9 protein-coding genes are annotated in these 15456 nt (G+C 64.5%); 6 read left to right on the top strand and 3 right to left on the bottom strand.

Annotation, left to right across the window (positions count from 1 at the left end):
- Positions 1-135 precede the first annotated feature (135 nt).
- The 3 genes from dnaE (at position 136) to nrdR (ending at position 5527) form a co-directional block, all read left to right on the top strand.
- Positions 136-3645 carry a DNA polymerase III subunit alpha gene (dnaE, locus tag ACOZ9V_RS10970; RefSeq protein WP_219922360.1) on the top strand — a complete coding sequence of 1170 codons (3510 nt, stop codon included), beginning with the start codon at positions 136-138 and terminating at the stop codon, positions 3643-3645.
- Positions 3646-3716: 71 nt separating this feature from the next.
- Complete coding sequence (gene hisD / locus ACOZ9V_RS10965) at positions 3717-5027, top strand: histidinol dehydrogenase (protein ID WP_181271715.1); 1311 nt, start codon at positions 3717-3719, stop codon at positions 5025-5027.
- A gap of 2 nt (positions 5028-5029) precedes the next feature.
- The gene (gene nrdR, locus ACOZ9V_RS10960) at positions 5030-5527 is read left to right on the top strand and encodes a transcriptional regulator NrdR (protein WP_025777954.1); all 498 of its coding nucleotides are present in this window, start codon (positions 5030-5032) and stop codon (positions 5525-5527) included.
- 257 nt (positions 5528-5784) lie between these two features.
- Here nrdR and ACOZ9V_RS10955 read toward each other — a convergent pair whose 3' ends face one another.
- A complete protein-coding gene (locus ACOZ9V_RS10955) occupies positions 5785-8016 on the bottom strand; it encodes a HelD family protein (RefSeq protein ID WP_434589928.1) in 2232 nt (743 codons plus the stop codon).
- A gap of 233 nt (positions 8017-8249) precedes the next feature.
- On the bottom strand, positions 8250-9002 hold the full coding sequence (locus tag ACOZ9V_RS10950; RefSeq protein ID WP_434589925.1) for a spermidine synthase: 753 nt from the start codon (positions 9000-9002) through the stop codon (positions 8250-8252).
- Positions 9003-9297: 295 nt separating this feature from the next.
- Between ACOZ9V_RS10950 and ACOZ9V_RS10945 the strand changes: the two genes are divergently transcribed.
- Both ACOZ9V_RS10945 and ACOZ9V_RS10940 read left to right on the top strand, forming a co-directional pair.
- Positions 9298-10470 carry a DUF4192 family protein gene (locus ACOZ9V_RS10945; protein WP_434589922.1) on the top strand — a complete coding sequence of 391 codons (1173 nt, stop codon included), beginning with the start codon at positions 9298-9300 and terminating at the stop codon, positions 10468-10470.
- A 295-nt stretch (positions 10471-10765) separates the two neighbouring features.
- Positions 10766-12235 carry an RNA polymerase sigma factor gene (locus ACOZ9V_RS10940; RefSeq protein WP_181271712.1) on the top strand — a complete coding sequence of 490 codons (1470 nt, stop codon included), beginning with the start codon at positions 10766-10768 and terminating at the stop codon, positions 12233-12235.
- 84 nt (positions 12236-12319) lie between these two features.
- On the opposite strand, the gene ACOZ9V_RS10935 is transcribed toward ACOZ9V_RS10940, so the two are convergent.
- Positions 12320-13168, bottom strand: a complete 849-nt coding sequence (locus ACOZ9V_RS10935) for an N-acetylmuramoyl-L-alanine amidase (RefSeq protein ID WP_434589918.1) — start codon at positions 13166-13168, stop codon at positions 12320-12322.
- Between the two features lie 126 nt (positions 13169-13294).
- Between ACOZ9V_RS10935 and ACOZ9V_RS10930 the strand changes: the two genes are divergently transcribed.
- Entirely contained in the window at positions 13295-15406 is a 2112-nt protein-coding gene (locus tag ACOZ9V_RS10930) for a DNA gyrase/topoisomerase IV subunit B (protein WP_434589915.1), read from the top strand.
- Positions 15407-15456 lie beyond the last annotated feature (50 nt).

The following is a 15456-nucleotide window of genomic DNA, read 5'->3' as shown; positions in this document are numbered from 1 at the left end:
GAACAACAGTCGCGGGAACCCGCTCCACGGGTGCCGATGGACTAAGCTGGAACGGCAACACCGGCAACTTCAGGAAGGCGGCGCCCAGTGCCGAACGAGGACTTCGTCCACCTCCACGTCCATACCGAATACTCCATGTTGGACGGTGCGGCCCGCCTCGCCGATCTGATGGCGGCGACGAAGGCATCGGGAATGTCCGCTATCGCCACGACCGATCACGGATACCTGTTCGGCGCCTTCGACTTCTGGTCGCAGGCGACAGCCGCCGGAATCAAACCCATCATCGGCGTCGAGGCCTATGTCACCCCCGGCACGGACCGTCGGGACAAGACCCGCGTGAAGTGGCGCACCGACGAATCGCAGAAGAGCGACGACCTCTCCGGCGGCGGTCTCTACACCCACATGACCCTGTTGTCTCGGAACAACACAGGCATGCGCAACCTGTTCAAGGCATCGTCGTATGCCTCCCTGGACTCGGTGACGGCGAAATGGCCTCGACTGGACCAGGATCTGCTCGAGAGCTACTCCGACGGACTCCTCGCCACCACCGGCTGCCCGTCGGGAGAGGTGCAGGTGCGGCTGCGCCTGGGACAGTACGAAGAGGCCAAGGCGGCCGCCGGGAAATACCGTGAGATCTTCGGCAAGGACAACTACTACGTCGAACTCATGGACCACGGTCTGTCCATCGAGAAGCGAGTGACGAAGGACCTCATCCGGCTGTCGAAGGAACTCGACATTCCGCTGGTCGCCACCAACGACCTCCACTACACGCACGAATCGGATGCGAAGGCGCACGAGGCGCTGTTGGCCATCCAGTCCGGCTCCAAGCTCATCGAACCCACCTACGATCAGGGCGGTTCGCGATTCGCCTTCTCCGGTTCCGGCTACTACCTCAAGACCCCCGCAGAGATGCGGACCCTGTTCAAGGAATTTCCCGAAGCCTGCGACAACACCCTCGAGATCGCCGAGAAGTGCGAAGTCTCCTTCGACACCTCGGCGAACTACATGCCGAAGTTCCCGTGCCCTCCCGGTGAGGACGAGACCTCGTGGCTGATCAAGGAAGTCGCGAAGGGTCTCGACTACCGGTACCCGAACGGCGTACCCGACGACGTCCGCCGGCAGGCCGACTACGAACTCGACATCATCATCTCGATGGGCTTCCCCGGCTACTTCCTCGTCGTCGCCGACTTCATCAACTGGTCGAAGGACAACGGCATCCGCGTCGGACCCGGCCGTGGTTCGGGAGCCGGCTCCATGGTCGCCTACGCCATGCGCATCACCGACCTCGATCCGCTGCAGCACGGACTGTTCTTCGAGCGCTTCCTCAACCCGGACCGTGTGTCCATGCCCGACTTCGACGTCGACTTCGATGATCGTCGCCGCAGCGAGGTCATCGACTATGTGACCGAGAAGTACGGCGATGAGCGTGTGGCGATGATCGTCACCTACGGCACGATCAAGACGAAGATGGCGCTGAAGGACTCCGCGCGGGTGCTCGGCAAACCCTTCTCGATGGGTGAGCGGCTGACGAAGGCGCTGCCGCCGGCGGAGATGGCCAAGGACATCCCGCTCAAGGACATCGAGGACCCGGAGTCCAAGCGGTACAAGGAAGCCGGGGAGTTCCGCGAACTCGTCGACACCGATCCGGAGGCGAGGGAGACCTTCGAGACCGCGAAGGGCCTGGAAGGGCTGAAGCGTCAGTGGGGCGTCCACGCCGCCGGTGTCATCATGTCCTCGGACCCGATCATCGACGTCATCCCGATCATGCGTCGGTTCCAGGACGGTCAGGTCATCACCCAGTTCGACTACCCGACATCTGAGGGCCTCGGGCTCATCAAGATGGACTTCCTGGGGCTGCGGAACCTCACGATCATCTCCGATGCGGTGGAGAACATCAAAGCCAACCGGGATTTCGATCTCGACCTCGAGCACCTCGCCCTCGACGACCCGGCGGCGTACGAGCTGCTGACCCGCGGCGACACCCTCGGCGTGTTCCAGCTCGACGGTGGCGGTCTGCGTGCCCTGCTGCGGATGATGAAGCCGGATAACTTCGAGGATATCTCCGCGACCCTGGCGCTCTACCGCCCCGGTCCGATGGGCGCGGATTCGCATACGAACTATGCCCTGCGCAAGAACGGTCTGCAGGAGGTCACCCCGATCCACCCGGAGCTCGAGGAGCCGCTCAAGGAGATCCTCGACACCACCTACGGTCTCATCATCTACCAGGAGCAGGTGATGGCGATCGCGCAGAAGGTCGCCGGCTATTCGCTGGGCCAGGCCGATATCCTCCGCCGCGCGATGGGCAAGAAGAAGAAGTCCGAGCTCGACAAGCAGCAGGTCGGATTCTTCGGCGGAATGAAGGAACGCGGCTTCTCCGAAGCCGCCGCTCAAGCCCTGTGGGACATCCTGCTGCCGTTCTCGGACTACGCGTTCAACAAGGCGCACTCGGCCGCCTACGGCGTCGTGTCCTACTGGACCGCCTACCTCAAGGCGCATTACACGGCCGAATACATGGCGGCCCTACTGACCTCGGTCGGTGACAACAAGGACAAACTCGCGATCTACCTCAACGAGTGTCGTCGCCTCGGCATCACCGTGCTGCCTCCGGACGTCAACGAATCCGCCCTCCACTTCACCCCTGTCGGTACGGACATCCGCTTCGGCATGGGAGCGGTGCGCAACGTCGGCGCCCACGTCGTCGAGGGCATCGTCGAGGCCCGCGGAGAGAAGGGCTCCTACTCCTCGTTCACGGACTTCCTCGACAAGGTGCCCAGTCACGTGTGCAACAAGCGCACGATCGAATCGCTCATCAAGGCCGGCGGCTTCGACTCGCTCGGCCACAGCCGCCGCTCACTCGTCGAAGTCCACGAGGAGGCCGTCGACTCGGTCATCGGCGTCAAGAGGCAGGAAGCCAACGGTCAGTTCGATCTCTTCGCCGGTCTCGGCGGGGGAGACGACTCACCCGGATTCTCCGTGACAATTCCCGACCGTCCGGAGTGGGAGAAGAAGGAGAAACTGTCCTTCGAGCGCGATATGATCGGCCTCTACGTCTCCGACCACCCGCTCAACGGGCTCGAAGGCGTGCTGGCCGCTGAATCCGATGCCTCCATCGCCGAGGTGGTCGACCCTGAATCACACCGTCATGACGGATCCCAGATCAAGGTCTGCGGAATGATCACGCAGGTCACCCGCAAGGTGTCGAAGAACTCCGGGCGTCCCTATGCGATCGTGACCTTGGAGGACCTCGAAGCCGAGATCGAAGTGATGTTCTTCGGCGACACCTACGAGCCCGTGGCGAGCCTTCTCGCGACCGACCTCGTGATCTCCCTGACCGGACGCATCCGCACCTCCGATGACCGTCCGACCTCGCTGATGGCGATGTCGATGACGATTCCCGATGTCACCGACCCCAACGATCGGCCGCTCAACCTCATCATGCCGATGGAGAAGGCGACAGAGGAGATGGCGACGAAACTCAAGCAGATCCTCGAATCAAACAAGGGCCAGACCGATGTCCACATCACTCTGTCCCAGCCGGGACGGCAGACGGTGATGCGCCTCGACAGGTCGATCCGAGTCGACCCGAACCCGAGCCTCTACGGAGACCTCAAGGCGCTGCTGGGATCCCGCTGCCTGAGCGTCTGAGGCGCGAGCGCCGAGCCCGCCCTCGTCCGCACTTCGGGCGGGAGGAGAGCGGTGCTGCTGTGGAGACTAGAATGGTGCGGGTGAACATTCTGGACTTCCGTGGTGAGACCCTCAACAAGCGATTCCTGGCGCAGAAACTGCCTCGGGCCGCCGAGACCCATGCCGATATCGAACGACGGGTGGCTGAACTCCTCGACACCGTCGCCGGTGGGGGAGCGGCCGCGGTGAAGGACTTCACCGAACGCTTCGACGGAGTGCGCCCCGAAACGCTGCGGGTACCGGAATCCGCGCTGGCCGAAGCAGCGGCAGAACTCGATCCCGCAGTCAGGGCCGCGCTCGACGAATCGATCGCCCGCGCCCGGAAGGTCGCCGCCGATCAGCGCCCCGTCGATGTCCGCACCGAACTGGCCTCCGGTGCCTTCGTCACCACCCGTCACCTGCCGGTCGAACGGGTCGGACTCTATGTGCCCGGCGGACTGGCCGTCTACCCGTCGACGGTGATCATGAACGTCGTGCCAGCACAGACGGCCGGTGCACGCTCGTTGGCGATCGCCAGCCCACCGCAGAGCAATGGTCTGCCGCACCCGATCGTGCTCGCCACCGCACACATCCTCGGCGTGGACGAGGTCTGGGCGATGGGTGGGGCACAGGCGATCGGTGCTCTGGCATATGGCTTCGACGACGGTGAGGACCTCGAGCCGGTCGACCTCATCACCGGTCCTGGAAACGCCTATGTGGCTGCGGCGAAGTCGCTCGTCCGCTCCCGGGTCGGCATCGACGCGGTCGCCGGCCCTACAGAGATCATCATCCTCGCCGACGAACAGGCGGATCCGCGCTTCGTCGCCGCCGACCTCATCAGTCAGGCCGAACACGACGAACTGGCCGCCTCGGTGCTGGTCACCGACTCCGTCGATCTCGCCGACGCGGTGCAGAAGGAGCTGGACGTGCAGGTGCCGGAGGCGATGCACACCGAGCGGATCGGGACGGCTCTGGCCGGACGGCAGTCGGCGATCGTGCTCGTCGACGACCTCGACGCCGGGATCACCGTCGTCAACGGCTATGCCGGTGAGCACGTCGAGGTCCACACGGTCGATGCGGAAGCGGTCGGGGCACGAATCACGAACGGAGGCGCGGTCTTCCTCGGCGATTGGGCCCCGGTGTCACTCGGTGACTACTGTGCCGGGTCGAACCACGTGCTGCCCACGATGGGCACCGCCGCGCACGGCTCCGGGCTGGGCGTGCACTCATTCATCAAGGTCAGCCAGGTCATCGACTATGACCGACAGGCACTGTCCGCGGTGGCAGAGCACATCGGTGTTCTCGCCGACGGCGAACAGCTGCCGGCCCACGGCCGGGCTGTCGACATCAGGTTCGAGGAGTAGAGATGCGCTGTCCGTTCTGCCGTGAGTCCGATTCTCGGGTCGTCGATTCGAGGACCAGCGAAGACGGCGCTGCAATCCGCCGGCGCCGGCAGTGCCGTCATTGCGGTCGCCGCTTCACCACGATGGAGGCCACGAGCCTGTCGGTGATCAAACGCTCCGGAGTCACCGAGGAATTCTCCCGTCAGAAGATCATGTCGGGTGTGCGCAAGGCCTGCCAGGGACGTCCGGTCAGCGACGATGATCTCGCGAAGCTCGCTCAACGGGTGGAGGAGAATATCCGGTCGCGCGGAATCGCCGAGATCGACGCCGACGAGGTGGGACTGTCGATCCTCGAACCGCTGCGCGAACTCGACCAGGTCGCCTACCTGCGATTCGCCAGCGTCTACCAGGGATTCGACTCGCTCGAGGACTTCGAGGCAGCGATCGATTCGCTGCGCGCCGATGCGCTGCTGCAGTCCGGTCAGACTCGGGAACCCACCCCCGACGACTTCGCCGACTGAGCTGCTCGGGGACCCGGCCGACCGGATCCTGAGACTGCTGAGATTTCTGTCAGAAATCTTCGTTTCGAGTACCGCGGTACAGAAATAGTTGTGTAGTATTGAACGTGCGCGCTACGGCGCGCGGCCGCTTGCGGTTCGGAGGGGAAGCCGAACCCAAGCGGCCTTTCACATTCACCCCTCAATTACTACCTGACGGCGGCCCAGCAACCTCGCGCGAGGTTGCTGGGCCGCCGTCAGGTAGTAATACGGGGTTTGGGTCAGCCAGCTTGGCGGATCGTTTCGGCGGAGAAGAGCTCGGTGAGTTCCGTCGATGCCGATGCCAGGACACGCAGACGTTCAGTCGTGCGGGTCAGCGCCACATAGAGGCCGCCGACGCCCTCCTCGCCGCCGAGCGGAGCGATGCGGCCGGGTTCGACGATGATCACCGCATCGAACTCGAGGCCTTTGGCCTGCTGCGGGGTGATGAGGGCGATCTGATGATCCAAGCCCGTGACCGACCGCCCGAAATCGAAGTCCGCGATCGCCTCGGCGATGGGCTCGATGAGTTCCTCATCAGCGATGACGGCGATCTTCCCTCCTTCGGCGGCGGACACCTCGGCCGCGACCGCCTCGGGGAGGGCGCCCAGCATCTCCGATTCGTCGGCGAAGGTATCCAAGCGCGGATCCGATCCTCCCTGGCGCACCGATTCGACGAGCTCGAGCTGCGGGAAATGCCGATGCAGGTAGCGGTTGGCCAGATCCATCACCGACTGCGGGGTGCGGTAGGAGACCGTGAGCACCTGGAGGGCGAAACGATCTCCGACGAATTCGCTCAGGATCGATGACCAGGTGCGGGCGTTGTCGACCTGCGAGGACTGGGCGAGGTCACCGACGACCGTGGCCGACTTCGACGGCACGCGACGGAAGAGCACCCGCCACTGCATGGGAGAGAGCTCCTGCGCCTCATCGACGACGAGGTGGCCGTACGTCCACTCGCGGTCCTCGAGAGCGCGTTCGGCCAGCGTCATCGTCGGTCCCTGTTCCTCCCAGCGGGCAGCGAGGGTCTCGGCGGAGACCATCCCTCCGGTCTCGGTCATGTCGACGACGGCTTCGGCGTATTCGCGTGCCGAGTCATCCCGCGCCTGCGTCTGCTGCGGGGCGGAACCGAGCAGCTCGGCCAACTCGTCGAGCAGCGGCACATCGTCGACCGTGAACTCATCCCGACGCTGCTCGAGCAGAATTGACTGCTCGGCAGGAGTGAGGACCTTGCGGGCAGCGGCCTGCAGCTTGTGCGGCCTGCCCAGCAGAGACCGCAGTGCGGCGGCCGGGCCGATGGGGAACCATGCGAGGTTGAGGGCGCGTCGGACGTCGACGGAGGAGCGCAGGTCTTCGAGCAGCTCGGGCAGCCGTTCGCCGGCCGCATCCATCCCCATCTCACGGGCGAGATCCTCGGCGAGGATCTTCAGCAGACCGGTGACGAAACCGGTGCGGGCGGCATTGTGCGGGTCCCCGCTGCGACGAGCCCGATCGCGCGCGGACTGAACGTCCTTACGACGCAGCACGATCGTGTGCGAACGCACCCGCATCTCGACATCGTGGTCGGGAATGCGCTGGTAGTTCGCAACATGGTTCTTCAGCACCCGAGCCATGACGGAGCGGCCCTTGATCTCGGCGACAGCCGGTGCATCTGCGGCATCCGTATCGAGTCCCGGATACAGCTGACCGGGAGTGAGCAGAACGGCCCCGGTTTCGCCGAGGCTGGGCAGAACCTTCTCGATGTACTTGAGGAACACAGTCGACGGGCCGACGAGGAGGACACCGGACTTCGCGATGCGCTCCCGGTGACGGTAGAGGAGGAAAGCGGCACGGTGGAGCGCGACGGCGGTCTTGCCGGTTCCCGGCCCTCCCTGGACGACGAGCACGCCGGAGAGCGGACGGCGGATGATCGCATCCTGCTCGGCCTGGATGGTTGCGACGATATCGCCCATGCGTCCGGTGCGATGAGTGCTGAGGGCGGCGAGGAGTGCGCCTTCGCCCTGGAGATTCGACCGCTGAGCGTCATCGAGTGCGTCGATGTCGAGCACATCGTCTTCGATGCCGGTGACCTTCCGGTTCGCGGTGACGAGGTGACGTCGGCGGGCGATCCCGTCGGGGTTGGCGGCCGTCGACTGATAGAAGCGCTCGGCAGCCGGTGCCCTCCAGTCGATGAGGATCTGCTGACGCTGTTCGTCGGTGAGTCCGATGCGACCGATGTAGGTGGGGTCGTCTTCGTCGATGATGTCGAGGCGACCGAAGCACAGCCCCTCCTCGGCGCCATCGAGACGGATGAGCTGATCTTCGTACATCGTCGCGAAGGCATCGCGTTCGGTGCGGTGCTGGTGGTTGCCTCCGACCTCGGAGACCCTCACCGTGCCCAGGCGGGCCGTCGTCTCCTCCCGGAGCTCATCGAGGCGGGCATAGAGCTCGTCGAGCTTGGTCTGCTCGACACGAATTTCTGAAGTTTCGGTCATCTCACCTTCTTGGGTCGGCATTCAATTATGCCGAACTTTCCCCGGTGTCTGTAGTCGCATCGTCATTTCGGACCGGGGCGTACCTCACATTCCCTGTCTGCCGGGGGTAGGCAGAGCCAGCCGGGTCAGCAGGGCGAGGGGAGAAGAGCCAGCTGGGTCGGAAAGTGCAGGAGCGTGGGACCCGAGAGGCGGCCGGTGCCGACGTGAAGGTCAGAGTCCCGATCTCGTGAAGATCAGAGGCCCAACCTGGAGCGCAGTTCTGCTCCCGCCAGGAAGGTCGCTGAGGAGGCGGCGGTGCGCAGACTGCGGTCGAGCCCGCCCGTGTCGAGGGGAGTACTGGAGGCGAGGACGACGACGTTTCCGCGTCGACGTCCCTTGAGGATCGCCGGTTCCGTGGCTGCGGCAAGATGGGCGAAGTGGTCGCCGAGGCTGCGGAGTTCGGACCGGAGGACGCGGTGGTCACCTGAGTCAGGCACATTGGCGACATAGATGCCGGATCCCTTGACCGCCTCGGCGCAGGAGGCGAAGAACTCCGAAGTCTGCAGAGACGCGGGAACCGAGTCGTGGTCGAAGGCGTCGCGGACGAGGACGTCGAGGGTCTCGGGCCGGAACTTGCCGATCTCCACCGCTCCGTCGCCGGCGCGCAGCGCCAGGGCGGGGGAGCGGGGCAGGTCGAACCAGTCGCGAGCGAAGTCGAGCAGCTTGGCATCGATGTCGATCGCCGTCTGCTTCGATCCCGGTCGTGCCGAGTTCAGCGCCCGGGCCAGAGCACAGCCGGCGGCACCGATGTGTGCGGCCCGCAGCGTCCGGTCAGGGAAATGAACGTCGATGATGCGTCGCATCCAGTCCAGGTACTCGAAGTCCAGTCGCTGCGGATCGCTGAGCGTGATCGACGAAGAAGGGACCCCATTGACGTGGAGCACATAGGAATCGGCCTCACCGTCGAGCTTCTCCAGCCGGGCTTCACCCGTCGAGATGTCGACCACTTGAGAACCAGGAGCTGTGTATATCCGTCGCTTCGCCACCCCTCACTTGTATGCCAGTAAGGCGTGTGAGGCAATTCGGCCCGGATTCTCGTGGGGATGACGGATGTGACTCGCCCACCAGAGCGCTGTGGACCCGTGCGGTCCATCCACAGGCGCAGACCAGGATCTGGAGGAACGGATGAGGGATCGGTTGAAGTGGGTACCCAGACAGGCAGCCCATCCCAGGCATGGGCCTCGCCTCAGGCACGGGAACCGCTCCGCACCGGCTGGTTCCGAACTGATCAAGGAGGACGCAGTGAAGACACCGGCCCGCACACCCGAGGACATCATCGGGATCATCCCCCATACTCTCGGGTACACCCCGCGTCGCAGCCTCGTCGCTGTCATCGTCGGCACCGAGCTCAACGGGTCCCAGACCAGCTCGACCACGATGCGCATCGACTTCGACCGGGAGAGCGCGGCGCAGACGCTGTCCGAAGGCGGCGGCTGGTACGCCGACCTCGTCATGCGCGCCGGTACGGTCACCGGGGTCTTCCTCGTTCTCTATGATGATGACTATCAGCCGGTCAGCGCTTTCGGCGCCGGTGCAGACGCCGAATACGCGGAGGTCCACCGTGGTCTCATCCGGGCGGCGATCGACGAACTGGCCATCACCTTCGCCGCCAGAAGCGTCGACACCCTCAGCGCATGGTGGGTCAACCAAGAGCACTTCGGACGCATCGACGAGGACGGCTATGACTGCACACCGCTGATCGAGGCAACCACCTCGGCGTGTGCCACGGAACTTGTCGCCGGCGGATCCAATCCAGTCAACGATCCGGAGGATCTCGTGATCGCCCCGATGCCCGCCGAAGCCTTCGCCGACAGTCGTCGCGGACACGCCGAGGAGTGGATGGGCACGGACGAGGCCTTCGCGATCCTCGCCGAGTTCTACCCGCGCCTGGACGCCATGCGGTGCGAGGAGGACGCGATCGACGAGGCGCGCATCCACGACCTCATGGACCTGCCCACCGTGATGGCGCTCGATACCCTGCTCGTCGAGAAATGGTCGCGCGACGCACTCGAGATGATCCTCAGCTTCGACCACCCAGACTTCCCACCCTCCCTGGTCAAGGGACTCGACGGTGACGAACTCATCGTGATGAGCCGCCGTGTGGTCTCTCAAGCACGGGCGGCTCAACAGCTCGTCGGGCTCTCAGCGCGTGCACCCAGGCCGCGCGACATCATGCTCACCATCGCCTTCCTCAAGGACTACCTGCAGGCCGGCCACCCGCGGGCCAGAGCCAACACCTATGCCGTCATCGCCTGGTTCGAATGGTCTCTGGGCGGATCGACGATGGCGCTGAACTATGCCAGTGCCGCCCTCGGGCTCGAAGCCGAACACGGGCTGGCCGAACTCATCGTCAGCGCGGTCGATATGGGGTGCCTGCCCCGCTGGCTGACGGAGGCTCAGCGTACGACCATCTGATCGGGCCGCCGTGTACGGCGCGGACGGTCGGCCTCCCCGATGCGGACGGTCGGCCGCCTCGGCGAGATCGTTGCGAGGGGAAGGTGAGGGGGAGGCGAGGGGAACAGATTCGCAGGTCACATTGTTGTCGGGGACAGGCCGGACGGATCGTCCCGGAGTCTTCGACGGCCGATTCGCAAAGCGGGGAATAACGTGAGAAAATTAAGCGTTGACCCAGTCATTGCATGATGGGCGAACTCTGCGTTCGCCCCGGACCGCACGCGGACCACTTGACTTGGGTCTTAGTACTGTCCGAATGCATGGGGAAGTTTCAACGCTCGCGAAAGGTGAACACGTGCCCAGAGTCGACAAGGAATCCACAACGGTGACGGAGAAGTCGGAGGGAACGGCCGGCACGACCTCGACCGGTGGATCCAAGACCACTGCGGCGTCGAAGTCCACTGCGAAGAAGACGACCGCTGCCGGAGCCAAGAAGACAGCGACCGCGAAGCCGACGACCGCGAAGTCGACGGCCGCAAAGACCGAGACGGCTGCGTCGAAGAAGACGACTGCTGCGAAGAAGACAGCCGCCGCGAAGTCGACGGCTGCTCCGGCGAAGACCACGACGAAGGCCACCGCCGCCAAGGAAGCCAAGAAGGCGACCAAGGCGAAGAAGGCCGACGACGATATCGACACCACCGAGGAAGTCGAACCGGCCGCGGACGCTCTGGCCACAGAGGAGAGCCCCGCCGAGGCGACCGAGACGAAGAACTCGGAAGAGAAGGAGAAGAATGCCGCCGTGGCCGAGGCCGGTGGCTTCATCGTCTCCGATGCCGACGAAGAGGACGCGCCCGCTCAGCAGGTCGTCTCCGCCGGTGCGACCGCAGACCCGGTCAAGGACTACCTCAAGCAGATCGGCAAGGTGGCCCTGCTCAATGCCGCCGAAGAGGTCGATCTCGCCAAGCGCATCGAAGCCGGAATGTACGCCGAGCATCTGCTCGACGGCGGAGAGGTGACCGACCCGCGCGAAACGATGGACTACAAGTGGATCATCCACGACGGTCGCATCGCGAAGAACCATCTGTTGGAAGCCAACCTCCGACTCGTCGTGTCCCTGGCCAAACGCTACACCGGCCGCGGAATGCTGTTCCTCGACCTCATCCAGGAAGGCAACCTCGGCCTCATCCGCGCCGTCGAGAAGTTCGACTACACGAAGGGCTTCAAGTTCTCGACCTACGCCACGTGGTGGATCCGCCAGGCCATCACCCGCGCGATGGCCGACCAGGCTCGGACGATCCGCATCCCGGTGCACATGGTCGAGGTCATCAACAAGCTCGCCCGCGTGCAGCGCCAGATGCTGCAGGACCTCGGTCGCGAACCGACCCCGGAAGAGCTCGCGAAGGAACTCGACATGACACCCGAGCGTGTCGTCGAGGTCCAGAAGTACGGTCGCGAGCCCATCTCGCTGCACACCCCGCTCGGTGAAGACGGCGACTCGGAGTTCGGCGACCTCATCGAGGACTCCGAGGCAGTTGTGCCCTCGGACTCGGTGAGCTTCACCCTCCTCCAGGAGCAGCTGCACTCCGTGCTCGACACGCTCTCGGAACGTGAAGCGGGAGTGGTGTCCATGCGCTTCGGACTCAACGACGGTCAGCCGAAGACCCTCGACGAGATCGGCAAGGTCTACGGCGTCACCCGTGAGCGCATCCGCCAGATCGAGTCGAAGACGATGGCCAAGCTGCGTCACCCGTCCCGCTCGCAGGTGCTGCGCGACTACCTCGACTGATTCTCACCTCGGCCGGTCCACGAGCCGGATCAGTCAGCTGCGAACGCCCCTGGGATCGTCCCAGGGGCGTTCGGCGTTTCCGGGTCAGAACCAGTCGACGATGCCGTCGAACAGGGCATCGGCATATTTCCTCTGCCCGGATTTCGACTCCATGAGCTCTGCCTGCGACGGGTTGCGCATCTCTCCGCATTCGACGATGACGGCGGGAACAGATGCGTTGTTCAACCCGGCCAGATCCGGGCGACGGCTGATCGCATCCTTTCCATAGGCCCTGTTCGGGGTGAACTCCTCACCCATCGAACTCCCCACGGACTTCGCCAGGTCCCCGGAGGCCTTCTCGGTCTTCTCGTCCTCACCGGGATCGGCGACGATGATGTGGAAGCCCTTCACCGAACTCGACTCGCTGCCGTTGGCATGGATGCTCACCAGCACGTCCGCGTCGTCGGCGAACTGTCCGCGCTCGTCCACGCACGGTCCGACTCCTGCGTTGTCCTTCCGGCTGAGCACGACCTCGGCTCCGGCGTCGGTCAGCGACTTCTGCAGCTTCTTCGCCACGGCCCAGGTGAAATCGGCTTCCGGATAGTCGGAATTCGTCGAGGTGCCCGTGGTGTTGCAGGCCTTCGTTCCGCCGCGTCCGTCCGGAACCTGCCGGTTGATCCTCTCCGGATGGTCCGCATTTCCGCCGTTGTGTCCCGGATCGATCGCGATGACCTTCCCTTTGAGATCCGCCTCTTCCTCCTTCGCCGAGGCGGTGCCCGACTTCGCGTCGTCGCCTCCGTCCGCACCGTTGCCGGCAGTCGGAGACGCGTCGGTTGTCTCGGCCGCCTGACTCGTTCGTTCGGGGGCACCTGCGTCCTGGGAGCAGGCCGCCAGTCCGGGCAGGCTGAGAGCGGCGGTGAGAAGGAGACTTGGGACGAGGAGGCGATGCGGCATGACTCCATTGTTTCAGCAAAGGCGTGCCCATGGTCGGGGTCGACCGGATGCATTTCCGACACGAGCCCGAGGGAATAGGGTCCTGAGCGCGCAGCGATTAGAATTTAATCGAACGAGAGGAATTGTGTGGAAGACGAAAGCTACGGCGCCAGGCACCTGTCCGTCCTGTCCGGTCTTGAGGCGGTTCGCAAGCGACCCGGCATGTACATCGGCACGACCGATTCCCGTGGACTCATGCACTGTCTGTGGGAGGTCATCGACAACTCCGTCGACGAGGCGCTCGGAGGACACGGTTCAGAGATCCTCATCGAACTCGCCGCTGACGGATCGGTGGCCGTCACCGACAAGGGCCGCGGCATCCCCGTCGACATCGAACCGAAGACCGGGCTGACCGGCGTCGAAGTCGTCATGACCAAGCTCCATGCCGGCGGAAAGTTCGGCGGCTCCTCCTACGCTGCTTCGGGCGGACTGCACGGAGTCGGCGCCTCGGTCGTCAACGCCCTGTCCGCTCGCCTCGACGTCGAGGTCACCCGCGGATCGAAGGTGCACAAGATGTCCTTCCGCCGAGGCGTTCCCGGACGCTTCGACGACTCCTCCGGCACAGCGAGCCCCGACAACCCCTTCGAGGCCTTCCAGGAGCCGACCGGTCTCGACATCGTCGGCAAGGCCAAACGCGGCGCCACCGGCACTCGGGTCCAGTACTGGGCCGATCCGCAGATCTTCCTGTCCAAGGCTCAGTTCGACTACCCGCATCTGGTCGAACGCGCCCGTCAGACCGCATTCCTCGTGCCCGGTCTCGAGCTGCGCATCGTCGATCGTCGCGGTGCCGCCCGTGACGAGACCGGCGCCGTCATCGAGGAGCGCGAAGAGGTCTTCAAGTTCGACGGCGGAATCACCGAATTCGTCGATCACCTCTCCATCGACCCGCCGATCACCGACACCTGGCGATTGCAGAACACCGGCACCTTCAAGGAGACCGTCCCGGTCCTCAATTCCTCGGGTCACCTCGAGTCCAAGGAAGTCGAACGCGAGGTCGGCGTCGATATCGCTCTGCGCTGGGGGACCGGCTACGACACGAAGCTGAAGTCCTTCGTCAACGTCGTCGCCACTCCACAGGGCGGCACACACCTCGCCGGGTTCGAACAGGCCTGCCTGAAGGCGATGCGCAAGGCCGTCGAGGCCAACGCACGCAAGCTCAAGGTCGGCAAGGACAAGCTCGAGAAGGACGATGTGCTCGCCGGCATCACCGCCGTCGTCACCGTGCAGCTGGCCGAACCCCAGTTCGAAGGGCAGACCAAGGAGGTCCTCGGCACCGCGGCAGTGCGACAGATCGTGGCGAAGACCGTGGAGTCTCAGCTCGGCGAGGTGCTTGCCTCGACCAAGCGTGCTGAGAAGCAGCAGGCCGCCGTGCTCATGGAGAAAGTCGTGGCCGAGATGAAGTCACGCATCTCCGCCCGCACCCACAAGGAGAACCAGCGACGGAAGACCGCGCTGGAAGCCTCTTCGCTGCCGGCGAAGCTCTACGACTGCCGTGACAACGGGGTGGAGAACACGGAGCTGTTCATCGTCGAGGGAGACTCGGCGATGGGTACGGCGAAGGCCGCTCGCAATTCCGACCATCAGGCGCTGTTCCCCATCCGCGGGAAGATCCTCAACGTGCAGAAGGCGACTCTGGCCGACATGCTCGCCAATGTCGAATGCTCAGCGCTCATCCAGGTCATCGGCGCCGGCTCCGGGCGCAGCTTCGATATCGACGCTGCACGGTACGGCCGAGTCATCATCATGACAGACGCCGATGTCGACGGAGCGCATATCCGCACTCTTCTGCTGACTCTGTTCTTCCGGTACATGAAGCCGCTGGTCGAGGCCGGTCGCGTCTTCGCGGCCGTGCCTCCGCTGCACCGAGTCGAGGTCGTGACGAAGCGCGGAACGCCCAATGACATCGTCTACACCTACACCGAAGCCGAGCTCCACGCTCTGCTGAAGAAGCTCGAGAAGCAGAAGAAGACCTACAAGGAGCCGATCCAGCGGTACAAGGGCCTCGGCGAGATGGATGCCGATCAGCTGGCCGAGACGACCATGGACCCGAGCATGCGCACCCTGCGTCGAGTGACGATGGAGGATGCCGAGATGGCGGAGAACACCTTCGAGCTCCTCATGGGATCATCGGTCGGGCCGCGCAAGGAATTCATCGTCTCCGGCGCTGCCGTCCTTGATGCCGAACGCATCGACAGCTGACCTCGACTGCTGAGTCAGCACCAATGCTGAGTCAGCACCGACCGATCTGA

This window comes from Brevibacterium sp. 1718, from assembly GCF_051131255.1.
Taxonomy (GTDB): domain Bacteria; phylum Actinomycetota; class Actinomycetes; order Actinomycetales; family Brevibacteriaceae; genus Brevibacterium; species Brevibacterium sediminis.
The sequence above is the reverse complement of the archived record's forward strand: the minus strand, read 5'-3'. Positions and strand labels throughout refer to the sequence as shown.